Source organism: Pantoea ananatis LMG 2665 (genome assembly GCF_000710035.2).
Taxonomy (GTDB): domain Bacteria; phylum Pseudomonadota; class Gammaproteobacteria; order Enterobacterales; family Enterobacteriaceae; genus Pantoea; species Pantoea ananatis.
In genome coordinates, this window is sequence record NZ_JMJJ01000001.1 from 81,506 (window position 1) to 106,559 (window position 25,054).

Consider the following 25,054-nt stretch of genomic DNA (forward strand, 5'->3'; position numbering starts at 1 on the left):
CGTTAAGCGGCCGTTTTCTATTTCTGTCTTTTTTATCAGTGATGACTTCTCAACGTGTTTGCAACATGGCAACGTGTTTTTATTCACTGCAATGGAGAAGGCATGATGTCGCAACACGTCAATCAGTATGGTCAACCTGTAGGGCAATCCATGCCCGACTGGCAGCCACGTCCCTTACCTCAGCGTGAGGTGCTTCAAGGTCAGGTTTGCCGTCTGGAGCCCTTTAGCGTGGCTTCGCATGCTGAAGCACTCTGGCAGGCCTGGTCGCTGGCAGAAGATGGCCGTGACTGGACCTATCTTTCTGATGGGCCGTTTAATGATGAAGCCGCCTGGCTCACCCATGCTGCTACGATGGAGGCGAGTCAGGATCCGTTGCATTTCAGCGTCATTGATGTTGAAACCGGTAAGGCCGTCGGAACGCTATCGCTGATGCGTGTTGATGCGCAAAATGGGGTGATGGAAGTGGGATATGTCACCTTTTCCCGATTGCTAAAGCAAACAAGAATGGCGACCGAAGCGCATTTTCTTCTGATGCGTTATGCCTTTGAGCAACTGGGCTACCGGCGTTATGAATGGAAATGTGACAGCTGTAATCTGCCTTCGCGTCGGGCCGCGCTTCGGCTGGGATTTCGCTTTGAAGGTGAATTTCGTCAGGCCCGCGTTTATAAAGGCCGCACGCGCGATACAACCTGGTTCTCAATCATCGACAGTGAATGGCCAGCTGTTAAAAATGGGCTGAAACGCTGGCTGGCAGAGGCTAACTTTACAGCCGACGGGCGACAGCGTGAAAAGCTGGAAACTCTGCGAGGTTAAGGCCTGAAGCGCGGGTAACGGCTCAGGCAAGCACATATTTAATGGTCGCCATAAGCAACGTGGTGGTCATGATCATCAGCAGACGCTGTACCCAACGCATATCGTTTTTTAAACTCCCGACGTCGGTCTTGAGTACGCTGACATCGGTCTTGAGCACGGCAACGTCCGTTTTGAGTACGCTGACGTCTGCCTTGAGTTCATCCACATCGGTTCTGAGGCACGACTCCGTTTTCTTCAGTTGCGTGCTTAGCGAAAAGATATGCTGATTCTGACGCTGAAAAGCCTGCATGACATCAGCACGGGACAGCGCATTGTCCTGCTTTAATGCCGAAAAAATATCCACCATCGCTTCTGCCTGGCGATCGTTGATGCCTGCGCGCTGTAAACGTTTAAACGCTTTGTGTGTATTCATCATGGTGAGTGTCATTCAAGAGCCTTCCCGATTCATCACGTTATTTGAATATCATGTCAGGAGAGCCGGTCTGGTCACAGAAGATAAAAAACATATTGCGAAATAAATTCCATTATATCAATTAGTTAAACGCGTAGTTTTCATCTTTTTGCGGGGTGGGCCGCAAAAAAAACGTTGTCAGTTAGCCTCTTTTACACAGCCCGCTTACCAGGCAGTGTAAAAGGTGGGGGCTAACCGCCATCGTGAATAAACATCAGGGAACGGGGACAACCTTTAACGTAATCAGACCGATGCCGAGTTTGCGTGGGTCCTGACCTGCGATGTTGTTAAGATTGCTGAGTTGCGGCTCTGGTGGGGTAAACGTTAACCGATGGCTTCCGCGGGTGTTATCAAAACGCAGCGTCTGGGTTGATGCTTCTTCTCCCAGCATCAGGGGCTGTTTTGTGTCGCCTACCTGCACCCTTGTGGGTCGGTGCGCATTTGGGCCATAGGCGCGAGCGGTAATCACCAGATCAAATCTGGCGGGCAAAGGGTTAACGAATTCTATGGTCACTTCCGGGGCAAGATTGGCGTTTGACCAGCGGCCCCAGTTTTCCGTACGGGAAAGGCCGCTGAACTGCTTCACGCTTGCGGGTGCGCCGGGAACCGCGAACAGAAAGCTGTCGGCATCATAACGAATCGCATTATCGTCGATGCGCAGCTGCGCCACGGCATGTTGATAGTTTGCATCGTTCTGGGGGCCTGCCGGGAACTGCACCTTTCCTTTCCACAGGGGGCTATCCATACGCATGACGGAGGGATGGCCCGCGAGCTGGCCCATTGCCAGGCACCAGTCGCTGGACAGGGCCAGCGCCGGTTGCCAGATACGGGCAATTTTAAAGCAGCGATCGACCCAGACAAACTTTTCCGCCGAGGTAAAGTCGGCCAGCTGATAACGTAAAGGCGCCGAATATTCCCCCTCAGGCAGTGGCTCTACATGCTTCTCCGTCACCCGCAGCAGAATGGGCAAGGCAAAGCTGGCCCCGGAAAAGCTGAGCGTATTTTTCGTCTGATCCAGCGTGATGCTGTCGATCTTTTTGGGAAAGTTCCACAGCTGAATGATATCGGCTTTCCAGCTCAACACTTTGGTTTTCATATCCTCAAACTGGCTCGACAACGACACTGCAGACAGGCTGCTACGTCCCAAACCTATCGCATTGTCGCCGCCCAGAATATCCAGTAACGTCGCGCCGTTATCCAGCGTACTGCGTTTCATATCTATCACTTCTGCCTGCGGTTGATCGCCACGGATCACCATAAACAGATCGTGACGAGGACGCTTGATCAGAAAGGGATGCGCCGTGTTGTTCATGGCCAGATGATCGGATGCCACCACAATCACGGTATTCTTAAACCAGGGAGAGGCCTTAATACGGGCAATAAGGCGTGCGATATGCTCCTGCGAGCAGGATACGGCGCTGAACGACTGATTTGGCTTGCCCGCATAGCTGTAACTTTTGCGCTGGCAACTTCGGGAAATAAACCCATCAGGATGATGCGTATCCACCGTGAGCGCAAACAGCGCAAAACGTTTCTGCTGGCGCGAAAGTGCCTCATAGGTTTCAAACACCTCGTCCAACACGGTATCGTCGTAATAACCCCAGTTGTTGCGGTAGGTGGGATCGCTAACCTTGTCTTTGAGTTCCTGTGAACCGTACAGGCGCGCAGGGTCAAAGCCGTGAGAACGTAAAAAGACATCTTTACCCGCAAAGCGCAGGTCAGCGCCCTGAATAAACCAGTTTTCATAACCGGAATTTTTTAAAATATCGCCCAGGCAAACGTTCTGTGGGTAAAAACTGGAAAGGGAGGCGGAAGCATTTCCGTCGAAAGGGGCAAAAAGCGGGATACCGCACATCGATGCGACCATACCGGCAATGGTGTAATCCGTGCCGGGAAGCTGCTCGGTCTGGGTGAAGTCGATGCTTTGCTCTTTTTCCCGGCTGAGTTCGGGAGCCAGCCCAGGGAAGGCAATCGGGTCGAAGTAGGTCCGCTCCAGGCTTTCAGCATAAATATACACCACGTTAAGTGCGGGCTGCGCAATGCGCTTTTTCGGGACTTTATAGACGGTGGCAAAGTCGGAGTTTTCGCGCAGTGAGTGCGAGGTAATGAGAGAACTCACTTGCTGAAAGGCTGGCGTTGTTTGTACCGCGCCTGCGGCACAGGCAAAAGCCACCAGGCTCCAGCCTGAATGAAAGGGCCGCTCACGGCGGCGCAGCAGCCATGACAGGGCACAAAACAGTAAAAACAGCACGATGACCAGCCCAAGGGCGGGCACAACGTATTTACTCAGGCCGGCACCGGTGAGGCTGTTCGTTAAGGTATACACTACAGCGTCAGTAATGCCGTCGCCGGTAAAATAATTACTGGCGAACAGCGTGGCGTTGAGCAGCACGAACAGCATTAACAAGCACAAGGTGAGGGAAAACCAGATTCTGCTTCGGCCTGCTTTACAGGAATAAACAGCAATCGCGGTCAGAAAAAGTATCACTGACACGAATTCAGACAACGTCAAATCCTCTTATCGTATGAATATGTCTCTTATCAACAGGGGGACATTCCATGGATTTTTGACTCAATCTATAGTGGCTGTCATCAGGCTGCAACATCTCTGCGCAGATTTGGCTGCAGACTCACAGTACAGTCAATTCGACGTTAAACAGGGGCGAAGTGCCCGGCGATTTCTAATGAAACGGCCGGGCAGGGTGCGGATTACGCGCGTTGTTCCTGCGGCGCTGAAAGTCTGGCGGGAGAGGATGGGCTGTCGTGCATCGCTTCCCCGACCAAGCTGGCACGATTGTAAAAGCGTAACCGCAGGTTAAAATCGAGGTGCGCGCGCGCACTGTCACTGAGCCGGATGACCGGCGGCGGCGTGAGCGGACGCTGCTGAAACAGAACAGAGCGCACACAGGCATCGTTGCTGCCAGCATGCACCTGCTGATAATAGCCGACGCTGGCTTCCGCTTTACGTAACCTGGTATTAACCCGACGATGCTCATCCATAGCCAACTGATGTGCCAGCGCCGTGAGTTCGTCACCGGGGTTGCTGAGATTCTGTTGCACTGCAGGGAAATCACTGCGTTTCATTAACTCCAGCAGATAGTTTTGTCTCCCCACGTATTTTACCGGGGCCAGTTGTTTCAGCCATTCACGAATAAAGGGGTTTTGAGCAGGCGCCGCGATAAAGCCGGTTTCAATCATCGGTCTGAGTGGGTTAACCGTGTTTTGCTGACGATAATATCCCAGCACATCCATGGGGCGGTCGCTTTGGGCCTGATGGACCCAGGCAAGATCCTCGAACAGCAACGTGTTGCAGTCGATGCTGATGCCACCGTAGCGTAATAATAGCTCCAGCCGGATGATGTCGCTTTTTAGCTGCGGAGTCAGATCGGAAGAGACAAATTGCACATCCGGCAGCCACTGTCCCAGCGTCTGAGGGGTAAGCAGGTGGATCTCATGATCCGGATTATCACGGCAAATTTTACTGGCGTTAAGGGCAACGGAAGCAGGTAGCCGGTCGCCGGGCCAGTACAGCCAGACTTTTTTAGCAATGGCAGGCAGGGTCTTAGGTACGGATTCCAGCAGCACATCCTGTTCCAGCGTAGGATCGTATTCAGGCGCGCTTACGGCCCGGTGTTGTTTAATCGTCCACAGCATGCGGCTGGTGAAAGCAAGTTTTTCCCATTGACGCCAGAGATGATGCAAGGAACGGCGGTGTGAATTCATGTTTCACCTGTTATTTTGATTATAGTGTTTATGCCAGTCGGCAAAATAAGGGCTTAAGCTGTCATCCCGTATATAAACCGCCATAAACGCAGACATGCTGCGCTGCGCAATTTTTATTGTATTTCCCTGGTGATGGTTCAATGGCGAGCCACGACAGTTTCTGTGCACATGCGTGACGTGAGCGGCCGCGACTCATTTATTTAATAGAACACAATTCAACAATTCGCTATTCCTAATGGAAACTTTAGGATAAAACGGAAATAAGCCTTCGCCTGAAATAAAAATAAATATTTATTTACGCTAATGTTTTATTCCGCTATGGCAATATCTTTATATCGACAGAGGGGGCGTTTTTCTGTCGTGAAACCGATAAACAGTGCGCGAGTATGAGAATCAGTGCGGAATTGAGATAAGTGAAATATTCAGCATGATTAATGAATTTACAGATGTGCGCAGCCTGACAGTCATTGTCTACGCTTTAGCTATACAGACGAAAAGGAGATGACATGCCGTTTGAATCTCGAGGATTACTGGCGATTGACAGGCAAACCAGACGGGCGCTGTTTCTCGATCCTGACACCTTTGACGTCAGCCAGGCCGTGGACGTTGTCCCAACGCGACTGCACGAGCTTTTGATGCTCGCGCCCTGGGAAAAGGCTTTTCTCCCTCTGTACGGTGACGATATGCAAGGCGATGCGCCTCATCCTGGCCATAAAGTGGCGGTCATTGATTTACGACAGCGGGCGATTAATGACTATATCGACCTCTCACCGTCACAAGCGCCGCACAGCGGTCAGTTAGGGCGCGACGGCAAAGTGTATCTGTGCTGTGAAAATCCTACTGTCGTGGTGGTGATCGATCCCCTTACCCACCGCGTTGAAAAGACGATTCCCATTCCACTTGATAATACCCATCGCCTGACGCTTTCACCCAGCGGCCGCAAGCTCTTTACCGACAATGAGCAGGATGCCACCATTACCGTCGTCGACCTGTGCGAAGCGGAAGGGCGAGTCATTGATACCATCCTGATGCCCGGCCCGGTTTCAGGCCTTACTGCATCACCCAGGCATCCCTATCTCATCGCCAGCGCCGCCGATGTGCCGCTGCTCTATGTCGTCGATCGCCAGAGCCATCGAATCCGCCAGCGTCTGGCGCTTCCTGGCCATCAACAGCCCTGTCAGAAGGTTCGCTTTAGTCCGGATGGCGAGTATCTGATGGCGATCGGGCACCAGGAACCCATCGTCACGCTTTTTGATGAATTACTGAATCCTTTGGGGCATATAGCGCTGACTCACCAGCCGCTGGATGGCTGTTTCAGTCCGGACAAGAAACGGCTATTGATCACCCATGATGATAACCGGACGCTGAGCGTCATTGATCTGGTACAGAAAACCGTTCTTGCGACAACCGAGGTGGGGGCTGGCTACGAAACGCTGAGCTACTTTCAAATTGGTTAAATAAAGGGGCGATGGTAGATGGCCGAACTCCAGTGGCGGCTGCTGGCGTGTTTTTCCGCCTGCCAGCCGCGCTTACGCAATTCACGGGCAATCATCTTGTTCATAATGCCGTGCCCCAGCAACAAAACCGTACCCTGCTGCGACAGGGCGATCAGCCGATCGGCGGCACGCGAGGCGCGGGCGCGCGCATGCTGCAGCGACTCGGTCTCCCCGGCATAGCCACAAAACCACATGGCGCGCAGGATGGCCTGCCAGACAAAGGTGGGTAACTGAATGCGATCAGCCCGGAGCAAAGGAATACCGACTTCACTGAACAGCGCATCAACGTGATGGGGATGCAGTCCGAGGCGCTCCAGCGAAGAGTGGGCGCGGGGTAGAGGACTGCAGACCACAACCGCCGCTTTTCTGGCGATGCTGATGCTGCGATCGGGCGGGCCATCGCTCACCAGTGACAGATCATAGGCTTCACACCAGTCTGCCAGTCCCTGTGCGCTTAAACGTCCGGCAAAAGGGTGGTCAGGTTTACCATGTCGCATCAGGATAATGGTCATAATGATTTAACGGCGTTCTCCGGTTTATGCGCCAGTCAGGTATATCTGAGGATGCGGTATGTGGCAATCGCTGCCTGTGCTGTCATCAGGCAGTCACACCAATGTGCGACAACATCAGGCGATGAAAGGGTCAGACAGCCAGTTTGGCTTAATGTTAAAAGAAAAGTGCCTCTGGTTCCGGTGTATGCTGTTTTTTTGTGCGCCGGGTCGGGATTAACCGCCTGATTTTGCGCTTAAAATGGCATATTAATGAAGCTTGATAGTGAAGGAAATCTAACAAATTTTCTCAAAGGCTATTGATTTATCTACGCGCGTAGATACACTAGCTTCCAGTGATTGCTCACGGTGCTCGATGCACGGTAGGCCGATCGAGGATCAAGTTACATTCGCCAGATTAATACGACCGCTGAAATATACAGCGGCGAAGCTCGCGATACTGCGGATTCCAACACCAGGGAATCTTTAACTTTCCTTTCATCATGGTTAGCCAACTGAATGTCGCCACCGGGGCGTTCTGCTCGTAGTCAGGGAACCGTCTCTCGGAATGGCATTTATCGATCTGCATATTTTCAAGGGACAGCGTTTATGACGGCACAGCACTCCGTTACGCAGCAGGCAGCACAGCCTTCCACCTCCGCCGCTGATGAGCGGTTTACTACCCCAGCCGGCCGCAAAGATTTTTGGCGCGCGACGGTTTCATGCTGGTTAGGGACGGCAATGGAGTACGCGGATTTCGCACTCTATGGCCTCGCCGCCGGCATTATCTTCGGTGATGTTTTCTTTCCTGAACAAACCCCCGCCATGGCGCTGCTTGCCAGCTTTGCAACCTGGTCGGTTGGATTTGTTGCCCGCCCTATCGGCGCGTTATTTTTTGGCTGGCTGGGCGATCGAAAAGGTCGCAAAGTCGTCATGGTAACCACCATTATTCTGATGGGCGCATCCACAACCCTAATCGGCTTGATTCCCAGCTACGCCTCCATTGGCATCTGGGCGCCTGCCTGTCTGGTTCTGCTACGTTTCAGTCAGGGGTTTGGCGCAGGCGCTGAGCTTTCCGGCGGAACCGTGATGCTGGGAGAATATGCGCCGGTTAAGCGGCGTGGCCTGGTGTCTTCCGTTATCGCCCTCGGCTCTAACAGCGGCACGCTGCTGGCATCGCTTGTCTGGCTGCTGGTGGTGCAGATGGATAAACAAAGCCTGCTGGAATGGGGATGGCGTATTCCCTTCCTGAGCAGCGCCGTCATTGCCCTTGTGGCACTTTGGATCCGCCGCAACCTGCGGGAAACCCCGGTGTTCGAGCGCAAGAAAGCGCAACTGGAAGCGGAGCGGGCGAACCTTATCGCCACGCAGCATCAGACGGTTGATACGCGCCCCTTCTTTCAGCGTACCCGTGCTTTCTGGACCATGGTCGGCTTACGTATTGGCGAAAACGGTCCCTCTTATCTGGCGCAGGGTTTTATCGTCGGGTATGTCGCTAAGGTTCTGATGGTCGATAAATCCGTGCCGACCACGGCGGTCTTTATTGCCTCGCTGCTTGGCTTCCTGATTATTCCCCTGGCCGGCTGGCTGTCAGACCGCTTCGGTCGCCGGGTCGTTTATCGGGTTTTTTGCCTGTTGCTGATGATTTATGCCTGGCCAGCCTTTACGCTGCTGGATACGCGCGAACCTGCGATTGTTATCCCGGTTATCGTGGTGGGCATGGCGCTGGCTTCTCTGGGCATCTTTGGCGTCCAGGCGGCCTGGGGCGTGGAACTGTTTGGCGTGAACCACCGTTATACTAAGATGGCCGTGGCCAAAGAGCTGGGCTCGATTATTTCAGGTGGCACTGCACCTTTGGTGGCGGCGGCGATGCTGTCGTACACCGGGCACTGGTGGTCCATTGCGATCTATTTCTCTGCGATGGCTTCCATTGGTTTCCTGACTACCTTTGTGGCACCGGAAACGCGCGGGCGCGATCTTAATCTGCCAGAGGACGCCATCTGAATACGATGAAGTTACATGGCAAGCGGCATTAGATGAGGAGGGCGAAGTGGCGAAACCGGTAAAAACGACGGTCACGCGCAACGACGTGGCAAAAGCCGCAGGGACCTCGGTTGCCGTGGTCAGTTACGTCATTAATAACGGACCACGCCCGGTCGCGGATGCCACCCGTCAGCGGGTGCTTGCCGCCATCGAGCAAACCGGCTATCGCCCGAATGCCGCCGCCCGCGCCCTGGCGTCAGGCCACACCAAAACCTTTGGGCTGGTGGTGCCGAATATCAGCAACCCCTTTGTCGCGTCGATGGCGCACATGCTGCTGCAGGAGTCGCTCAATCACGGGCATGTAATGCTGCTTGGTGATGCAGGCGACGATCGCAAACGGGAGCTGGAGCTGATTCAGGGGCTACTGAATCGTCAGGTCGACGGCCTGTTTTATAACAGCGTGGATCGCCATCCTTTCATTGATATCATCACAGCCAGCGGGACACCGCTGGTTATGCTTGATCGGGTTGAAGCGCAGCCCGGGGTCAGCATGTTACGGGTGGATGAGCGACAAGCCGCCTTTCAGGTGTGCGCACATTTGCTGAGCCATGGTTATCAGCAGGTCGGCATGATTAGCGGACCGCTGGATATGCTCAATGCCCAGGATCGTATTCAGGGCTGGCGTGACGCGATGCAGGCGCACAATGTACAGATTGATGAATCACTGATTTTCCCCACCACCTATACCCGTGAGGGCGGTTATCAGGCAACGCTGCGCATGATAGCCAGCCAGAAGCTGCCCCGCGCGCTGTTTGCCAGTAACGAAGGCCAGGCCATTGGCTGTATCCGCGCCTTGAGTCAGCACGGCATTCGCGTGCCGAAAGATGTCGCGCTGGTCTGCTTTAATGGCACAGAACAGTCTGCCTATCACGTTCCGGCATTAACGACCGTGCGTCAGCCGGTAAAAGAGATGGCACGCTGCGCTATCCATATGTTGAAACAGTGGAATGGCGAGGCACGCATTGAATCGTTTCCACACCATCTTGAAATTGGTGAATCTTGTGGCTGTCGGCCATCACAGGCCAGAGTAAATAAACCAAATAATGAAAAGACTGATTATTGATTGTGATCCGGGGAATGGTATTGCAGGGGCGAACACGGATGACGGCCTTGCACTTTCTCTGGCATTAGCCTCACCAGGGCTGTCGTTAGAATTAATTACCACCGTAGCAGGGAATACGCCGAGTGATGTCGGTGCGCGGGTCGCCAAAGATTTGGTGACACGGCTGGGCTGTGCCGTGCCTGTCGTGCAGGGGGCCCGTCAGGCATTGTGTGAAGATCCCGGCCCCTGGCGCGCTGTGCTGGACAAGCGGGTTGAACAGCTCAATCTGCTGTCACTCTGGCAGGGCGTTCCTCAGCCTGCCATGTTAGAGGCCGATGCAACGGATGCCGCGCAGGCGATGGGGCAACTCATCTGCGATAACCCCGGCGAAATCACGCTGATTGCGATTGGCCCACTCACCAATGTGGCGCTGGCCATGCAGCGTTTTCCGGACATGGCGGAATCGGTGGCAGAGATAGTGATTATGGGCGGCGTTTTTGCGCTGGATGATTACATCAAAGACACCAATTTCGGCATCGATCCGGAAGCTGCTCATCAGGTATTACACAGCGGCGCCGCCATTACGCTGCTCCCCATGGATGTCACCACGCAAACGCTGCTGACTCAGGACGATCTGACGCGCATGACCTGTCGCGAACATCCGCTGACGCGCTTTGTGCATGACACCTTGCAGCCCTGGATCGACTACTCAATGCAAACCCGTCGCCTGGCCGGATGCTGGATCCATGATGCGCTGGTCGTCGCCTGGCTGCTTAATCAGCGCGTGGCATGGGGAACGGACTACCGTGTTGATATTGAGCTTCGTCCGGGCGCGACGCGCGGTAAAACCTGGCGCTATCGGCAACCACTGCGTCTGGACGTGGGTATTCCGCCTGACGCCGGCGCGCTGGTGCATGTGTTGCACAGTGTGGATAACGCGCTCCTGCTGTCAATCATTGAGCAGGCCTTTAACCACCTTCCCGAGTAAAACCCAGGCGATTCGTCGCCTGGATTCTCTGCCGTCAGACACGCTTTCTTACAGCCTGATCCACTGCCTGACAATTGCGCGGTACGCTCTCCTCTAGAACATGATGTATACATTTGATTAACAATTACATCACTCTCCGACAGCGGCCAGGAACGTTATGGGCGATGCGCCAGAGTGTCTCACAGAGGAGACGTGTATGCTTGACTGGACATCGACCCAGCGCAACGTTGCTTTCGCCTGTTTTGCCAGTTGGACGTTGGACGCATTCGATTTTTTTATTCTGGTGTTTGTACTGAGTAACCTTGCTCAGTACTTCCACAATTCTGTCACCGATGTGTCCGTCGCCATTATGCTAACGCTGGCGGTGCGCCCGATTGGCGCGCTACTGTTTGGGCGGATGGCGGAGAAATATGGCCGTAAGCCGATCTTAATGCTGAACATTGTCTTTTTCTCCGTGTTCGAACTGCTGTCTGCCTGGTCACCGACCTTCGCTGCATTTCTGGCTTTCCGCATTTTCTATGGTATAGCCATGGGCGGCATTTGGGGCGTAGCCTCTTCGCTGGCAATGGAAACCATTCCCGATCGCTCCCGCGGTCTGATGTCGGGACTTTTCCAGGCCGGCTATCCGTGCGGTTACCTGCTTGCATCCATCGTCTTTGGTTTATTTTTTGATGCGGTGGGCTGGCGCGGCATGTTCCTCATCGGGGCTGTTCCGATTCTGCTGTTACCCTTTATCTATTTCAACGTCCCTGAATCGCCCGTGTGGCTGGCGGCACGTGAGCGCAAAGAGAGCAGCGCACTGATGCCGATACTGCGCCAGCACTGGAAAATCTGCATCTACATGGTGCTGTTAATGGCCTGCTTTAACTTCTTTAGTCATGGTACGCAGGATCTTTACCCGACTTTCCTGAAAGTGCAGCACCAGTTTGATGCCCACACCGTGAGTATTATTGCCATCAGCTATAACATTGCCGCTATGCTGGGTGGCATCTTCTTCGGCACGCTGTCTGAACGTATTGGCCGCAAGAAAGCCATTATTATCGCCGCATTGCTGACGCTGCCGGTGCTGCCGCTGTGGGCCTTTTCCAGCGGTTCATGGGCTATTGGTCTTGGTGCCTTTTTGATGCAGTTTATGGTGCAGGGCGCATGGGGCGTGATACCGACTTACCTGAACGAACTGGTGCCGGGGAATGCAAGAGCGGTATTGCCCGGCTTTGTTTATCAGTTAGGTAATCTCATTGCGTCCGTCAACGCGACGCTGCAGTCACGTATTGCTGAAGCGCACGGTGGCAACTACGGGCTCGGTATGGCCATCGTAGCGGGAACCGTGGCCGTATTGATTTGTGTTTTTGTCGCCTTTGGCCGCGAAACGCGCGGAATTAAAATTTCCGGCGCGATGGCAAAGCAGACACATTAACGCGTTTCACAGACGTCTACCCATTTTGCCGCAGTAAGTTCAGCCATCTGCTGCGGCGAAATGCGTACGGCACTGTGAACCGCGCCCGCGGCGGGCAACACTTCATCAAAGCTTTTTAACGAGATATCACAATATACCGTGACCGGATTTTCCAGGCCAAAAGGGCAAACCCCGCCAACCGGATGCCCGGTCCAGTTGATCACTTCGTCCACGCTTAACATCCGCGCTTTGGCACCCAGGACGGCTTTGAGTTTGCGGTTGTCTAGCCGCGCATCGCCACGGGTCACCACCAGGATCACCTCATTCTTGACCTTGAGGGAAAGGGTTTTGGCGATTTGTCCCGGCGCCACACCGTGAACGCGAGCCGCCATTTCTACCGTTGCCGTACTGTAAGGCATCTCAATGATGTCGATTTCCGGCGCACGCTCGGCAAAAAACTGGCGTACAGACTCCAGGCTCATTTTTCTCTCCATGCTAATTGAAGGCGTAAAAATTGCCACAAGCCCGCAGCGGTGTAAACGAGAGAGAGAAAGAATAGGTAACAGAATGCATAGCGGCGAGAGGGCTGGGGAAGGGCGGAGGCAAAACGAGAGGGCGCTAAGGGGCTGGCACGGTTTTATCTCTTCCTGTTTTCACTAAGTGCCGCCGGATAACATGGCTATCCGGCACGCACTTATATGACGTCACTCGTCGCGGGGCTGGGAACACCGGGCAGATCTTCCCAGGCCAGAATCGTATTTCGCCCCCGATTTTTTGCGACGTATAATGCGCGATCAGCATTGGCAACGGCCTGATCAAATTCATTGTCGTAAATCGGCGCAATACCTGCACTAATGGTGACATGCGTCGAAACGCGCTCATTAAACAAATGGGGAATTTCCAGATTCACCACATATTGGCGAATTCTTTCCGCCAGCTTCATAGCGATTGATGCATTGACGTTGGTCATTAATACTAAAAACTCTTCTCCGCCGTAACGTGTTACCACATCGCGTGAGCGTACCGCATCGCGAATGGCAACCGAAACGCGTGCCAGCGCCTGATCACCCATCGCATGACCATAATTATCGTTGTAAGCCTTAAAGTGATCGATATCTAACAGCAACACATAATGACTGCCGACATGATTATCCAGAATGTTATCAAGGCGATTTTTCAGTCCGCGTCGGTTATATAAGCCTGTTAAGGGATCGAGCATACTGAGGTCGCTGAATGACTCTTTTTCTTCATACAATTGATACATTAAGCGCAGCGTAAAGTCTTCCGAACGGCGTCGCATCAGATGTTGCAATGAAAAGCCAATCAAGGGTAAGGCAATCGTCAATAAAATCAACGGCAGATGTTGCCCGTGATCCAGCATGAGCACTGTTAACATGGAAGGGGTAATGTGCAGGCAAAACGCGACCAAATAATCGCTCAGTGCAATGGCGCTGATAAAAAAAACGCACAGCAGACTGACAATCAAAAAACCACCATCGTCAATTAAAACAGAATGATAGCGATACTGAATATGCCATGCCCATAGCGCGCCCAGGATGAGCGCGACGGGATTTAACAGCGGTAATTTTAGTTTAGTTTTTATTAAACACGTGCTCAGCATGGTCAGGCTAAAGAACGCCACCATCATCACCGGCACGGTGATTTGTGTTTCATTATTTTCGGCCAAAGGGAGCAGACAAAATAGCGAAACGGATGCGTTTAAAAACAAAAAGAGCATCAACGAGAGGCGGTATTTGCTGTGTTTCAATTCATCATAAGATTCTATTTTCATTATTCATACTCGTGACGGCCCTGAAATAACAAAGCAAAAACCGGCGCAGGATTTCAGCCGGTCGACAGGCATTATATTGCTGTTATAAAAAGTGTAATCGGTTGCAATTTAACATTTTCTTGTTTAGCTGTCATCTTCCCGCCCGCCTGTAAAAAAACAAGCTGAAAGTTGAGAATTATTATCATATGCTAATGGGAATGGTTATCATATCGGATTAACTAAAACGGCTCACAGGTGGTCAGGGGGAAAGCAATGCGCGGTATCAAACTGGATAGTGCATGGGGAAGTATGCTGGCATGTGCGGCAATACCGGTAATAACAGCATGGCAGCCTACCTTTGAACAGTGGCGCGTCGTGATGTTAATCGCGTTATTGCTCACCCTGCTTATGTTGTTTAATCAGCGCATGCGGCACTATGTATTGCTGCCTTCCTGTCTCGCGCTGGCAGGCGGCATTGCGGCAACAGGCTTCAAATTCAGCGGGCTGTAGTCTGTCCGGGGAGTGAAACGGGTAACGCAAGGGAAAGGAAAATGCAGGAATAATAGAGTGGGAATGACAACATTGGTGCGAAGAGAGGGACTTGAACCCTCACGTCCGTTAAGACACTAACACCTGAAGCTAGCGCGTCTACCAATTCCGCCACCTTCGCATCGAGTTGTCTTTTCATATCACCGCAATGGTGCGAAGAGAGGGACTTGAACCCTCACGTCCGTTAAGACACTAACACCTGAAGCTAGCGCGTCTACCAATTCCGCCACCTTCGCGCAGTGCTCGCGATATGAAATATGTGATTTTGGTGCGAAGAGAGGGACTTGAACCCTCACGTCCGTTAAGACACTAACACCTGAAGCTAGCGCGTCTACCAATTCCGCCACCTTCGCATACCCGCAATACGTTACCGTATTACAACCACGGAGGCGCATTTTAGAGATTTTACTCAATGCGTCAACACATATTTCGCCAGACGGAAACGATCGCTGCAAAAAGCAACGTTTTCAGCCTGGCGACGCGCTAAAACGGCGAAAAAGGCAGAGAAAATGTATTAACGGGCTTTGGCACCGCGACCGTAAACCGCACGATAAACTTTAAAGCGGCCGGTTTGCGCCAGCACTTCGTGATTGCCAAAGGCTTCGTCCAGCACCTGGGGATAAGGAAGGAAGGCGTTCGCGACAATGCGCAGCTCTCCACCGCTGTTCAGGTGCTTAACGGCACCCCGGATCAGCGTTTGGGCGGCATCCAGGCTGGTCTGCGTGCCTTCATGGAACGGCGGGTTAGAGATAATCATATCAAAGCGCCCGGTCACGTCGGAAAAGACGTTACTGGCAAAGACTTCGCCTTCCAGGCCGTTAGCGGCAAGCGTGGCTTTACTGGCCTCGATGGCGGCGGCATGCACGTCACACAGCCACAGGCGCACTTTAGGTGAATGCGCCGGTAACGACGCGGCGATCACGCCTGCGCCGCAGCCGATATCCAACACTTTCCCTTTGGTGTGCGGCGTGAACGTGGATAGCAGTAATGCGCTGCCCGCATCCAGACCGTCGCGGCTGAATACGCCGGGTAACGTATGAATGGTCAGATCATCCAGCTGGTAGCTGTTACCAAAGGCCGAGGCATCAAAGGCTGGCTGCTTCTCCAGACGACCATGATAAAGACCACAGCGGCGTGCACTGTCGATTTTTTCCAGGGGCACCCACTGCTCCAGCATCCCTTCCGCACTGCGCACGCCGCTGCGGTTTTCGCCTACCACAAAGACATCGCAGCCAACCGGCAGCAGAGACAGCAGATTTTGTAACTGGAATTGCACTTCCGGTTTGTTCTTGGTCCAGAAGTAAACCAGCGTATCGCAGCCCTGAACATCCTCTGCCTGAGCGACCAGTCCATAACGCGCCTGTTCCCCCATACGGCGGCTCAGGTTTTGCCAGTGATGATATTGCTGAGTGTGCACGCGTGAAGAGGCGGTCTCAAGCTGTGCGGGCAGGTCATCCTGCAGATCGCCAGCAAATAAAACGTGGCGGGCGGTAAATTCATCACTGTGGCGCAGAATGACTTCGCTGGCCGGGGTAAAAGCAGACATGTAGGGCTCCTGTAAGATCTGAGCGGAGATTATAGTGGTTTGTTGGCGCATGTTCGATGGGTTTGCTAGCATAGCGTCGCATTCAGCGAGCAAAGCAGGTATATCATGACGTCCAGGCGCGACTGGCTTTTACAGCAAATGGGGATTACGCAGTATCAACTGCGCCGCCCGCGCGTGCTCCAGGGCGAGATCGCCGTACGGCTTTTGCCGGATACGCAGCTGATTATTGTGGCGGAGAATCCGCCAGGTTTGCAGGAACCCATCCTGCGTGATGTCCTGCACACGCTCAGTCTTAAACCGACACAGGTGATGACCGTGACGCCTGACCAGCTGCAAATGCTGCCGGAAACGCTCAACTGCGCGGGCTGGCTATTGGGCGTTGAGAGCGAACAAACCTTTAATGGCGTTGCCTTAACCAGCGCTTCTTTTAATGAACTGCTTAGCAGCGGTGCCGCCCGGCGCGCGCTCTGGCAACAGATGTGTGAACATGACAGCCATTTCTTTCCTCACGCCTGACGCGATTCCTGAGGCCTTTGCTATTGAATGTCGCAGCCATGCATTCCCCTGGCGCGAAGAGACCTTTAACAGCAATCAGGGCGAACGTTTTCTGAATCTGCGGTTGGATGTCGATAACCAGATGGCCGCCTTCGCGATCACCCAGGTGGTTCTGGATGAAGCGTCGCTGTTTAATATTGCTGTCGACCCGGCTTATCAACGGCGCGGCCTTGGCCGGGCGCTGCTGCAGCATTTAATCGATCAACTGATTGCGCGCGATGTCATGACATTGTGGCTGGAGGTGCGTGCGTCAAATGCACCTGCCATCGCGCTGTACGAACAGCTGGATTTCAACCAGGTCAGCCGCCGTCCCCACTATTATCCCACCGCCAGCGGCCGTGAAGATGCACTGATCATGGCGCTCACGCTGTAGCCGTTTCTGAGGAGTTTTGATGTTAGATAACTGGGATTGCATCCTGTTTGATGCGGATGACACGCTGTTTCACTTTGACTCGTTTGCCGGCCTGCAACGTCTGTTTGCCGGATACGATGTGCAGTTCACCGACCAGGATTTTGCGGATTACCAGGCGGTCAACAAGCCACTCTGGGTGGAGTATCAAAATGGCCAGCTGTCTGCACTGGAGCTCCAGACCCGCCGTTTTGTCGGCTGGGGGCAGAAACTCAGCGTGGCACCGGCGATCCTTAACGATGGCTTTTTGTCAGCCATGGCGGAAATTTGTCTGCCGCTCGAGGGTGCAGTCAGCCTGATGACGCTGCTGCACGGCCGCGTCAAAATGGGCATCATCACCAACGGCTTTACCGCGCTGCAGCAGCGTCGTCTGGAGCGTACCGGCTTTCTCGAGTACTTCTCTGCACTGGTGGTGTCAGAAGAAGTGGGCGTGCCTAAACCTGACGCCAGGATTTTTGACTATGCGCTCGAACAGATGGGACATCCGCAACGCGATCGCGTGTTGATGGTTGGCGATACGCCAGAATCAGACATCCTCGGCGGCATGAATGCGGGCGTTAAAACCTGCTGGATCGACCACGGCTCGCGCCCGCTGCCCGAATCGATCAAACCGGACTGGCGGGTGAATACGTTATCCGAGCTGGAAGCGCTGCTAAAAGGCTGATCCTGGCGCGTTACGCGGATCTGGAAAGCAAAAGGCCCTTAAGACGGGCCTTTTTTCATCGAGTGGGTTGGTGAGGCATGAGAGCAATGTCTGGCAGGCGGTAAAGTAAACCGCGCCGGGCCGTCGCGTCAGACCGAGGGGTTTGCGGTATCGTCCTTTTTCTCGTCCTCATCATCATCCTCTTTCACAGGCGTACTGGCCGTGAGCAGGAACGGAGACTGCTGCCAGCGCGTGCGGCGGTCACGCAGTAACGTACGGCTGAGGATGATGCCAATCGCCAGCGCCAGCAGCATCATCAGGCGCAGAATATTCGTGGTGTTATCCACCTGACGCGATTCGGTGACCAGCACGTGCGTATCCAGCGTCACCCGCAGAAACCCTGCGGGGCCGTTGCCGCCGGTGAGCGGTTGAACGATTTGGTGATTGAAGTAGCTTCCCGCGCGTTTGCCATCCAGCGCCAGCCGATCGCGCACGTTAATATTTTCGCCGCTGCGCGCCACCAGGCTGCCATCGCCTGCATAGACGGACGCATCCAGAATACGGCTGTTTTCGGTCATCTGATTAATAATGGCTTCAATCTGACTGCGGTTGTCTTCGCTGTTATCCATCAGGGGCTTAAGACTGAACGCCACCTGGCGGGTCAGCGTTTGAGCCAGCTCTTCTGCCTGTTCAGAACGCGCCATTTGATGGCCAAGGCTAAACCAGGATGCGCCTTGCATAAGCACCACTAACAGCGCCAGCGAAATCAAAACGATCACCGTGCGATGTAAGCGAAATTTCAGTGCGGTTTTAGCCATTAATTATCCGAATCACGTTACGACAGAAAGCCTGGATATTATGTTGCCAGAAGCAGCGCAGACAAGGTAGCCTCTTGCGTGGTTTTGTTGTTCCTACAGGAGCCCTGATGTCAAATCATCTTACCTGGTGCGATCTGCCTGCTGATGTCTCTCTCTGGCCGGGGTTGCCCCTTTCACTCAGCGGTGACGAAGTCATGCCGCTGGACTATCGTGCGGGTCGAACCGGCTGGTTACTCTATGGTCGCGGCCTGGATAAACAGCGTTTGACCGATTATCAGCACCAGCTTGGTGCCGCGATGGTGATCGTCAGTGCCTGGAACGTAGACGACTACCAGGTGATTCGTCTGGCAGGTTCCCTGACGCCGTTTGCCAGCAAACTGGCGCACGATCTGGCGCTGGATGTGGCACCGCTCGGGAAAATCCCGCATCTGAAAACGCCGGGCCTGCTGGTCATGGACATGGACTCCACCGCGATCCAAATCGAATGTATCGACGAGATAGCCAGACTGGCGGGCTGCGGCGAGCAGGTGGCAGAGGTCACCGAGCGGGCGATGCGCGGCGAGCTGGATTTTACCGCCAGCCTGCGCCAGCGCGTGGGCAAGCTGAAAGATGCCGACGCCAATATTCTTAAACAGGTACGCGATGAGCTGCCGTTAATGCCAGGCTTAACCACGCTGACCAAAAAATTGCAGGCGCTGGGCTGGCAGGTGGCTATCGCCTCTGGCGGCTTTACCTATTTTGCGGAGTTCCTGCGCGACAAGCTGCATCTGTCGTCCATCGCGGCTAACGAACTGGAAATCCGCGACGGTAAACTCACGGGTGAAGTGCTGGGCCAGATTGTGGATGCCCAGTACAAAGCCGAGACGTTAAAAAAACTGGCGAAGCGGTTCGGGATTGCGCCAGAACAAACCGTCGCCGTGGGTGACGGGGCGAATGATTTGCCGATGATCAAAGCCTCGGCGCTGGGCATTGCTTACCACGCCAAACCGAAGGTCAATGAGCAAACGGCCGTCACCATTCGCCATGCCGATTTAATGGGCGTGTTTTGCATCCTGACCGGAAGCCTGATTCACGAAGAGCGTTAACTGAGGAGTTGTTTTGGCCAAAGCGGCAAAACGCGCATTTGTTTGTAACGAGTGTGGCGCAGATTATCCGCGCTGGCAGGGGCAATGCAGCGCCTGTCACGCCTGGAACACCATTACCGAGGTACGGATTGCCGCCTCACCCGCTGCAGCGCGCAATGAGCGCCTCAGCGGTTATGCGGGCAGTGCCGGGACCAGTCGGGTGCAAAAGCTGTCCGAAATCAGCCTGGAAGCCTTGCCCCGTTTCTCGACCAGCTTTAAAGAGTTTGACCGTGTGCTGGGCGGTGGCGTGGTGCCCGGCAGTGCCATTTTGATTGGTGGTAATCCCGGGGCCGGTAAATCCACTTTGTTGCTGCAGGTCATGTGCCGCTTAGCGCAGAACATGAAAACGCTGTATGTCACCGGCGAAGAATCTTTACAGCAGGTGGCAATGCGCGCCCATCGGCTGGGTTTGCCGACTGAAAACCTGAACATGCTGTCGGAAACCAGCATCGAACAGATCTGCCTGATCGCCGAGCAGGAAGCGCCGCAAATCATGGTCATCGACTCCATCCAGGTGATGCACATGGCCGATATCCAGTCTTCACCCGGCAGCGTCGCCCAGGTGCGCGAAACCGCCGCTTATCTGACGCGCTTTGCCAAAACCCGCGGCGTGGCGATTATCATGGTGGGCCATGTCACCAAAGACGGATCGCTGGCCGGGCCGAAGGTCCTTGAGCACTGTATCGACTGTTCGGTGCTGCTGGATGGCGATGCCGATTCGCGCTTCCGCACCTTGCGCAGCCATAAAAACCGTTTTGGTGCCGTGAATGAACTGGGGGTTTTTGCCATGACGGAGCAGGGCATGCGTGAGGTGAGCAATCCTTCCGCCATTTTCCTGTCGCGCGGTGAAGAGATTACGTCGGGCAGTTCGGTCATGGTGCTGTGGGAAGGAACCCGGCCATTGCTGGTCGAGATTCAGGCGCTGGTGGACCATTCGATGATGGGGAATCCCCGTCGTGTTGCCGTCGGGCTTGAACAAAACCGCCTGGCAATTCTGCTGGCGGTACTGCATCGTCACGGTGGATTGCAAATGGCGGATCAGGATGTGTTCGTCAACGTCGTGGGCGGCGTGAAAGTCACAGAAACCAGCGCCGACCTGGCGCTGATGCTGTCAATGGTTTCCAGCCTGCGCGATCGCCCCTTGCCGCAGGATCTGGTTATCTTTGGCGAAGTCGGGCTGGCCGGCGAAATTCGCCCGGTGCCCAGCGGCCAGGAACGGATTTCAGAAGCGGCTAAACATGGCTTCAAACGGGCGATTGTGCCTGCCGGTAACGCGCCGAAAAAGCCGATTGAGGGCATGCGCGTCTACAGCGCGAAAAAGTTGGCGGATGCGCTGGCGATTCTCGATGATCTTTAAGCTTTCCCCAATGCCCTTTTGCCGTTGCGCAAAAGGGCCGGTGAGGGACAACTGTCCTCACGTCGTTGATCATTTTTTGCAGGAGGCACCACATGTCGGCGTTTGATTATTTAAAAACGGCCATTCGCCAGCAGGGCCACACGCTACAACAGGTGGCCGATGCCAGTGGCATGACCAAAGGGTACTTAAGCCAACTGCTTAACGCGAAAATTAAAAGCCCCAGTGCACAAAAGCTGGAAGCCCTGCACCGTTTTCTCGGTCTGGAGTTTCCACGTCGCGACAAAAAAATTGGGGTGATATTTGGTAAGTTTTATCCGCTACATACCGGCCATATCTATCTGATCCAGCGTGCCTGTAGTCAGGTCGATGAGCTGCATATCATTATGGGCTACGACGAGCCGCGCGATCTGAGCCTGTTTGAAAACAGCGCCATGTCGCAGCAGCCTACCGTTAGCGATCGTCTGCGTTGGTTACTGCAAACCTTCAAGTACCAGAAAAATATTCGCATTCATGCCTTCGATGAAGAGGGCATTGAACCCTATCCACACGGCTGGGATGTGTGGAGTGCAGGGGTGAAAACCTTCCTGGACGAGCAGGGGATTGCCGCAGACTGCATCTATACCAGTGAAGCACCCGATGCCGAAATGTATCAACAGCACCTGGGCATTGAGACGATACTGATCGATCCAAAACGATCGTTTATGAATATCAGCGGCGCGCAGATTCGTCAGGATCCCTTCCGCTTCTGGGAGTATATTCCCACCGAAGTGAAGCCTTTCTTTGTACGCACCGTGGCCATTCTGGGCGGTGAGTCGAGCGGAAAGTCGATGCTGGTGAACAAGCTGGCGAACATCTTTAATACGTCCAGTGCGTGGGAATATGGCCGTGACTATGTTTTTTCCCATCTGGGCGGCGATGAGATGGCACTGCAGTATTCTGACTACGATAAGATCGCGCTGGGCCATGCACAGTACATCGATTTTGCGGTGAAATATGCCAATAAAGTGGCGTTTATCGATACCGACTTTGTCACCACCCAGGCCTTTTGCAAAAAGTATGAGGGACGCGAGCATCCTTTTGTTCAGGCAATGATTGATGAGTATCGCTTTGACCTGGTCATTTTGCTGGAGAATAACGTGCCCTGGGTGGCGGACGGATTGCGCAGCCTGGGCAGCTCTGTGGATCGCCGTGAGTTCCAGAGCATGCTGATCTCGATGCTGGGTGAAAACCACATCGATTTCGTTCATGTGCAGGAAGAAGACTACGATACGCGTTTCCTGCGCTGTATTGAACTGGTGAAAGGAATGCTGGGCGAACAGGGCCCGCTCTAAGGCTTTTACCTTCATACCGGGGCGGGGAAAGAACAAGACGTCGCCCCTTTAATGGCTATTTTTTATTCATATTATTTGCGCCCTCTCTAACCTGAACATGAGAAATAATGGCTCGTGAAAAACCACGTGCAGCCAAATAACGCGCGTAACATTAGAAAACAAAAAAAGAGATTTTGAATTCTCAGGTAACATTATTACGTATTTAAAAACTGATATTATTTCATTTCTTCTGTGTGTTGCTGTTAAATGTAAGTTCAATATTTTTAACTGGTTTATATTGAGGGAATGTTCTTAAGATAGAAATAATGATATACCCGGATGTAATAAGATGAAAAAGATTAGTATTGGTAGCGATGTGGTTTTTTATCCTGGGAAAAGGGAAATTATTAGTCATGATCAGACGGTGAAGTTGCACTCATCGGCCTCCTATTGTTTTGAATTGCTGATCGCGCGCCAGGGCGAAATTGTCGATCATGAAGCATTTTATCAATATGCCTGGCGCCGGTTCGGTATGGAAGTCAGTGCCAATGCCTTATATCAAAGTATTTCCCTGATCAGAAAAGCGCTGCTGGCATGCGATATCCGCCAGGACGTGATCAGAACAATTCCGCGTCGCGGCTTTATGCTTTCAAACGCAATCCTCATTGAGGAATCGACGACTGCGCCTGAAAAGCGTATTTCTGATGAGGAAGCAGTGGCTGGTAAATGTGACCAGGAAGAAGAACAGCGCATTCCGCTCTTACCTTCGGCCAGTGAAGATGAGGTTTTGCCAAATACGACGCAGCCCGTTATTCAGGATGATGAGAATATTTCAGAAAATCTCATTAATGACATGCCGCATTCTGAACCAAAATCAAAAAAACCGATCGGCGATCCTGAATCTGCTATATTAACACTCAGAAAAAGCGCAAATCGCTATGCGATTTCCCCCCGTCATCTGTTTGTGACAGGGCTGACGGGGTTGACGATACTGATTTGTGGTTTTGCCATCATGGCCTTTTCACTTTACCGCCAGGAAATGGATTTTGTTAAACGCTTTGATATGAATGGATGCGAAATATATGGCAATGAAAAAGCGGATAACAGTCTGGTGGCACGAGTCGCTGTCGATATTAAAGTCGGTTGTACGGCGCGACGAAAAATTTTTATTACAGCGTTCACCAATGGTGAACGAATTTCAGTTTTACAGTGTAAAAATACCCTTTCACTTTTCGGCTCCCCGGACTGTGTTTCGTATTATTATATAAGGAGTCAGTGGTGAAGTTAACCTTTCTGTTGGCTGTAATCGTGATGACAGCAGCAGGCATTGTCGTATTTATGTTTCGACAGGATTCTGTCCATTGTATAGCAAACATTAATTACATCAGAGGCGGTGAGACATTTTCAGTGATCGCCTCTCACGATATGCGAAACGGTCAGGGTATTATTGCGATTACGGGCCGACTCACCGATAGCGCGCATAAGGTTATCAGCCTGAGTAAAATTATCCGTTTTACTTATCAGCGTGAGGGTAATCTGTATCTTGCGCGATCAACATTAATAGAACCCTCACCGGATAACCAAATGTCTTTAGAGGAGCAACAAAAGTGGCTGCCGGCATTTTTCATTAGCGTCGGGGCGACATTTCCGTTTGTCATTAAAAGGACAGGCCTGCAGACGTGGGTATTCTATTCTGGGCCGGTACCGCTTTACCTTTGCGAAAAGTGATGTCGTCAATGTGGCGTTCGCTGTCGTCGCGCGCACGGCCTGGCCTGTTGTTATTTTATGAAATGTCTCTTTATAGCAACACAGGGTTAACATTATCATATTGAATTTAAATATATTTTTTGTTTTCTAAAGCATTCTTCACATAAGGTCAGAACACTTCACACACAGTTTCTCTCCCATGCCCCTTATGATTCTCGCCGCCAATGAGCATGTTTATTAATCAGAATCACAAGAGGGAACCAATGAAAGCCAGGTCTTTATCACTCGGCATGACAATTGCCTTATGCGGTGCAAGTTTTATTTCTTTTAATGCTTTTTCCGCATCACAAAATACCATTCGCTTTCAGGGCGAGGTCAATGCACAAACCTGTAACGTTAATGTCAATGATGCAACCGGTAGCCCGATTATTCTGCTGCCAACGGTTTCCACTACCGCGCTGAGTACGGCAAAATCAACCGCCGGAAAAACGCCTTTTACCATTAATTTAACCGGTTGTGTTGCACCGGCATCAGGATCAACGCAGGCAATTAATATCAATCTGGTCGGCAACAATATTTCATCGACTGGTGATTTACTGAATACCGGAACAGCGAAAAACGTGGCACTGCGTTTGCTGGATAGTAGTGATAAAGCGATCGATTTATCTGGCGGTGCGGCGACGGTCAGCGGCATGACGCTGGCGAGCGGAAGTACCAGTGCATCACAAAATTTTTCGGTCGAATATTACAGCGACTCTGGAAGCGCTGGTGCAGGTACAGTTTTGAGTAGCGTCCAATATTCTGTCAGCTATCCATAACTATCAG

24 protein-coding genes and 3 tRNA genes are annotated in these 25,054 nt (G+C 52.9%); 16 read left to right on the forward strand and 11 right to left on the reverse strand.

Translation table 11 applies throughout. The features are described from left to right. Window positions 1–102 precede the first annotated feature (102 nt). Entirely contained in the window at window positions 103–813 is a 711-nt protein-coding gene (locus tag EL29_RS00380) for a GNAT family N-acetyltransferase (RefSeq protein WP_080695266.1), read from the forward strand. Between the two features lie 22 nt (window positions 814–835). On the opposite strand, the gene EL29_RS00385 is transcribed toward EL29_RS00380, so the two are convergent. From EL29_RS00385 to EL29_RS00395, 3 genes are all read right to left on the reverse strand, one after another. Then, a complete protein-coding gene (locus EL29_RS00385; RefSeq protein ID WP_242640085.1) occupies window positions 836–1,228 on the reverse strand; it encodes a coiled-coil domain-containing protein in 393 nt (130 codons plus the stop codon). Between the two features lie 250 nt (window positions 1,229–1,478). Then, window positions 1,479–3,770, reverse strand: a complete 2,292-nt coding sequence (gene opgB, locus EL29_RS00390) for a phosphatidylglycerol--membrane-oligosaccharide glycerophosphotransferase (protein WP_019106378.1) — start codon at window positions 3,768–3,770, stop codon at window positions 1,479–1,481. Window positions 3,771–3,973: 203 nt separating this feature from the next. Then, the gene (locus EL29_RS00395; protein ID WP_013024498.1) at window positions 3,974–4,987 is read right to left on the reverse strand and encodes a glycosyltransferase family 32 protein; all 1,014 of its coding nucleotides are present in this window, start codon (window positions 4,985–4,987) and stop codon (window positions 3,974–3,976) included. A gap of 506 nt (window positions 4,988–5,493) precedes the next feature. Here EL29_RS00395 and EL29_RS00400 point away from each other — a divergent pair. Continuing rightward, window positions 5,494–6,444, forward strand: a complete 951-nt coding sequence (locus EL29_RS00400) for a YncE family protein (RefSeq protein WP_013024499.1) — start codon at window positions 5,494–5,496, stop codon at window positions 6,442–6,444. Here the strand turns inward: EL29_RS00400 and EL29_RS00405 are convergent. Continuing rightward, window positions 6,441–6,995 (reverse strand): histidine phosphatase family protein, encoded by a 555-nt coding sequence (locus EL29_RS00405; protein ID WP_014595273.1) that lies wholly within the window; start codon window positions 6,993–6,995, stop codon window positions 6,441–6,443. The genes EL29_RS00400 and EL29_RS00405 overlap by 4 nt on opposite strands. Before the next feature lie 585 nt (window positions 6,996–7,580). Between EL29_RS00405 and EL29_RS00410 the strand changes: the two genes are divergently transcribed. The 4 genes from EL29_RS00410 to EL29_RS00425 all read left to right on the forward strand — a co-directional run bounded on the left by EL29_RS00410 (window position 7,581) and on the right by EL29_RS00425 (window position 12,461). Continuing rightward, on the forward strand, window positions 7,581–8,975 hold the full coding sequence (locus EL29_RS00410; protein ID WP_015701011.1) for an MFS transporter: 1,395 nt from the start codon (window positions 7,581–7,583) through the stop codon (window positions 8,973–8,975). Between the two features lie 46 nt (window positions 8,976–9,021). Further along, window positions 9,022–10,077, forward strand: coding sequence for a LacI family DNA-binding transcriptional regulator (locus EL29_RS00415; protein ID WP_014595275.1), 1,056 nt, complete (start codon window positions 9,022–9,024; stop codon window positions 10,075–10,077). Next, a complete protein-coding gene (locus EL29_RS00420) occupies window positions 10,058–11,044 on the forward strand; it encodes a nucleoside hydrolase (RefSeq protein ID WP_015701009.1) in 987 nt (328 codons plus the stop codon). Before EL29_RS00415 ends, EL29_RS00420 begins: the two co-directional genes overlap by 20 nt. A gap of 196 nt (window positions 11,045–11,240) precedes the next feature. Further along, the gene (locus EL29_RS00425; protein WP_014606652.1) at window positions 11,241–12,461 is read left to right on the forward strand and encodes an MFS transporter; all 1,221 of its coding nucleotides are present in this window, start codon (window positions 11,241–11,243) and stop codon (window positions 12,459–12,461) included. On the opposite strand, the gene EL29_RS00430 is transcribed toward EL29_RS00425, so the two are convergent. Both EL29_RS00430 and EL29_RS00435 read right to left on the reverse strand, forming a co-directional pair. Beyond that, window positions 12,458–12,922, reverse strand: a complete 465-nt coding sequence (locus EL29_RS00430) for a YbaK/EbsC family protein (RefSeq protein WP_014606651.1) — start codon at window positions 12,920–12,922, stop codon at window positions 12,458–12,460. The genes EL29_RS00425 and EL29_RS00430 overlap by 4 nt on opposite strands. 212 nt (window positions 12,923–13,134) lie before the next feature. Then, window positions 13,135–14,232 (reverse strand): GGDEF domain-containing protein, encoded by a 1,098-nt coding sequence (locus EL29_RS00435; protein WP_024472369.1) that lies wholly within the window; start codon window positions 14,230–14,232, stop codon window positions 13,135–13,137. Window positions 14,233–14,484: 252 nt separating this feature from the next. Here EL29_RS00435 and EL29_RS00440 point away from each other — a divergent pair, with 252 nt between their 5' ends. Then, window positions 14,485–14,721, forward strand: coding sequence for a DUF1435 family protein (locus EL29_RS00440; protein WP_024472370.1), 237 nt, complete (start codon window positions 14,485–14,487; stop codon window positions 14,719–14,721). 73 nt (window positions 14,722–14,794) lie between these two features. Here the strand turns inward: EL29_RS00440 and EL29_RS00445 are convergent. The 4 genes from EL29_RS00445 to rsmC form a co-directional block, all read right to left on the reverse strand. Beyond that, window positions 14,795–14,881, reverse strand: a tRNA-Leu gene (locus EL29_RS00445). A 28-nt stretch (window positions 14,882–14,909) separates the two neighbouring features. Continuing rightward, window positions 14,910–14,996: transfer RNA gene (locus EL29_RS00450), tRNA-Leu, on the reverse strand. A 30-nt stretch (window positions 14,997–15,026) separates the two neighbouring features. Further along, a tRNA-Leu gene (locus EL29_RS00455) sits at window positions 15,027–15,113 on the reverse strand. A 161-nt stretch (window positions 15,114–15,274) separates the two neighbouring features. Continuing rightward, window positions 15,275–16,306, reverse strand: a complete 1,032-nt coding sequence (gene rsmC / locus EL29_RS00460; protein ID WP_028714789.1) for a 16S rRNA (guanine(1207)-N(2))-methyltransferase RsmC — start codon at window positions 16,304–16,306, stop codon at window positions 15,275–15,277. A 105-nt stretch (window positions 16,307–16,411) separates the two neighbouring features. On the opposite strand from rsmC, the gene EL29_RS00465 reads away from it, so the two are divergent. Genes EL29_RS00465 through yjjG form a run of 3 tightly spaced genes read left to right on the forward strand, consistent with a single transcriptional unit; the run spans window position 16,412 to window position 17,934 of the window. Further along, entirely contained in the window at window positions 16,412–16,822 is a 411-nt protein-coding gene (locus EL29_RS00465; protein ID WP_013024509.1) for a DNA polymerase III subunit psi, read from the forward strand. After that, on the forward strand, window positions 16,794–17,234 hold the full coding sequence (rimI, locus tag EL29_RS00470) for a ribosomal protein S18-alanine N-acetyltransferase (RefSeq protein WP_014606647.1): 441 nt from the start codon (window positions 16,794–16,796) through the stop codon (window positions 17,232–17,234). Before EL29_RS00465 ends, rimI begins: the two co-directional genes overlap by 29 nt. 19 nt (window positions 17,235–17,253) lie before the next feature. Continuing rightward, window positions 17,254–17,934 carry a pyrimidine 5'-nucleotidase gene (gene yjjG / locus EL29_RS00475; RefSeq protein WP_014606646.1) on the forward strand — a complete coding sequence of 227 codons (681 nt, stop codon included), beginning with the start codon at window positions 17,254–17,256 and terminating at the stop codon, window positions 17,932–17,934. 128 nt (window positions 17,935–18,062) lie between these two features. On the opposite strand, the gene EL29_RS00480 is transcribed toward yjjG, so the two are convergent. Then, the gene (locus tag EL29_RS00480) at window positions 18,063–18,731 is read right to left on the reverse strand and encodes a YtjB family periplasmic protein (protein ID WP_028714790.1); all 669 of its coding nucleotides are present in this window, start codon (window positions 18,729–18,731) and stop codon (window positions 18,063–18,065) included. 107 nt (window positions 18,732–18,838) lie between these two features. Here EL29_RS00480 and serB point away from each other — a divergent pair, with 107 nt between their 5' ends. The 6 genes from serB to EL29_RS00510 all read left to right on the forward strand — a co-directional run bounded on the left by serB (window position 18,839) and on the right by EL29_RS00510 (window position 25,047). Next, window positions 18,839–19,816: a phosphoserine phosphatase gene (gene serB, locus EL29_RS00485; RefSeq protein WP_022622281.1), complete on the forward strand. Its 978-nt coding sequence runs from the start codon at window positions 18,839–18,841 to the stop codon at window positions 19,814–19,816. A gap of 13 nt (window positions 19,817–19,829) precedes the next feature. Beyond that, window positions 19,830–21,212, forward strand: coding sequence for a DNA repair protein RadA (gene radA / locus EL29_RS00490; RefSeq protein WP_013024514.1), 1,383 nt, complete (start codon window positions 19,830–19,832; stop codon window positions 21,210–21,212). A 92-nt stretch (window positions 21,213–21,304) separates the two neighbouring features. Beyond that, entirely contained in the window at window positions 21,305–22,543 is a 1,239-nt protein-coding gene (gene nadR, locus EL29_RS00495; RefSeq protein WP_014595284.1) for a multifunctional transcriptional regulator/nicotinamide-nucleotide adenylyltransferase/ribosylnicotinamide kinase NadR, read from the forward strand. A 328-nt stretch (window positions 22,544–22,871) separates the two neighbouring features. Continuing rightward, window positions 22,872–23,804, forward strand: a complete 933-nt coding sequence (locus EL29_RS00500) for a winged helix-turn-helix domain-containing protein (RefSeq protein ID WP_028714791.1) — start codon at window positions 22,872–22,874, stop codon at window positions 23,802–23,804. Beyond that, window positions 23,801–24,250, forward strand: coding sequence for a YqeJ family protein (locus EL29_RS00505; RefSeq protein ID WP_022622279.1), 450 nt, complete (start codon window positions 23,801–23,803; stop codon window positions 24,248–24,250). Before EL29_RS00500 ends, EL29_RS00505 begins: the two co-directional genes overlap by 4 nt. Before the next feature lie 203 nt (window positions 24,251–24,453). Then, a complete protein-coding gene (locus EL29_RS00510) occupies window positions 24,454–25,047 on the forward strand; it encodes a fimbrial protein (protein WP_013024518.1) in 594 nt (197 codons plus the stop codon). Window positions 25,048–25,054 lie beyond the last annotated feature (7 nt).

Bases quoted from the DNA above. Each gene is read 5' to 3' on its own strand.
- EL29_RS00380 (WP_080695266.1), top strand. From the start codon at position 103: ATGATGTCGCAACACGTCAATCAGTATGGTCAACCTGTAGGGCAATCC.
- EL29_RS00385 (WP_242640085.1), bottom strand. From the start codon at position 1,228: ATGATGAATACACACAAAGCGTTTAAACGTTTACAGCGCGCAGGCATC.
- EL29_RS00395 (WP_013024498.1), bottom strand. From the start codon at position 4,987: ATGAATTCACACCGCCGTTCCTTGCATCATCTCTGGCGTCAATGGGAA.
- EL29_RS00400 (WP_013024499.1), top strand. From the start codon at position 5,494: ATGCCGTTTGAATCTCGAGGATTACTGGCGATTGACAGGCAAACCAGA.
- EL29_RS00405 (WP_014595273.1), bottom strand. From the start codon at position 6,995: ATGACCATTATCCTGATGCGACATGGTAAACCTGACCACCCTTTTGCC.
- EL29_RS00410 (WP_015701011.1), top strand. From the start codon at position 7,581: ATGACGGCACAGCACTCCGTTACGCAGCAGGCAGCACAGCCTTCCACC.
- EL29_RS00420 (WP_015701009.1), top strand. From the start codon at position 10,058: ATGAAAAGACTGATTATTGATTGTGATCCGGGGAATGGTATTGCAGGG.
- EL29_RS00425 (WP_014606652.1), top strand. From the start codon at position 11,241: ATGCTTGACTGGACATCGACCCAGCGCAACGTTGCTTTCGCCTGTTTT.
- EL29_RS00430 (WP_014606651.1), bottom strand. From the start codon at position 12,922: ATGAGCCTGGAGTCTGTACGCCAGTTTTTTGCCGAGCGTGCGCCGGAA.
- EL29_RS00435 (WP_024472369.1), bottom strand. From the start codon at position 14,232: ATGAAAATAGAATCTTATGATGAATTGAAACACAGCAAATACCGCCTC.
- EL29_RS00440 (WP_024472370.1), top strand. From the start codon at position 14,485: ATGCGCGGTATCAAACTGGATAGTGCATGGGGAAGTATGCTGGCATGT.
- rsmC (WP_028714789.1), bottom strand. From the start codon at position 16,306: ATGTCTGCTTTTACCCCGGCCAGCGAAGTCATTCTGCGCCACAGTGAT.
- EL29_RS00465 (WP_013024509.1), top strand. From the start codon at position 16,412: ATGACGTCCAGGCGCGACTGGCTTTTACAGCAAATGGGGATTACGCAG.
- rimI (WP_014606647.1), top strand. From the start codon at position 16,794: ATGACAGCCATTTCTTTCCTCACGCCTGACGCGATTCCTGAGGCCTTT.
- yjjG (WP_014606646.1), top strand. From the start codon at position 17,254: ATGTTAGATAACTGGGATTGCATCCTGTTTGATGCGGATGACACGCTG.
- EL29_RS00480 (WP_028714790.1), bottom strand. From the start codon at position 18,731: ATGGCTAAAACCGCACTGAAATTTCGCTTACATCGCACGGTGATCGTT.
- serB (WP_022622281.1), top strand. From the start codon at position 18,839: ATGTCAAATCATCTTACCTGGTGCGATCTGCCTGCTGATGTCTCTCTC.
- nadR (WP_014595284.1), top strand. From the start codon at position 21,305: ATGTCGGCGTTTGATTATTTAAAAACGGCCATTCGCCAGCAGGGCCAC.
- EL29_RS00500 (WP_028714791.1), top strand. From the start codon at position 22,872: ATGAAAAAGATTAGTATTGGTAGCGATGTGGTTTTTTATCCTGGGAAA.
- EL29_RS00510 (WP_013024518.1), top strand. From the start codon at position 24,454: ATGAGCATGTTTATTAATCAGAATCACAAGAGGGAACCAATGAAAGCC.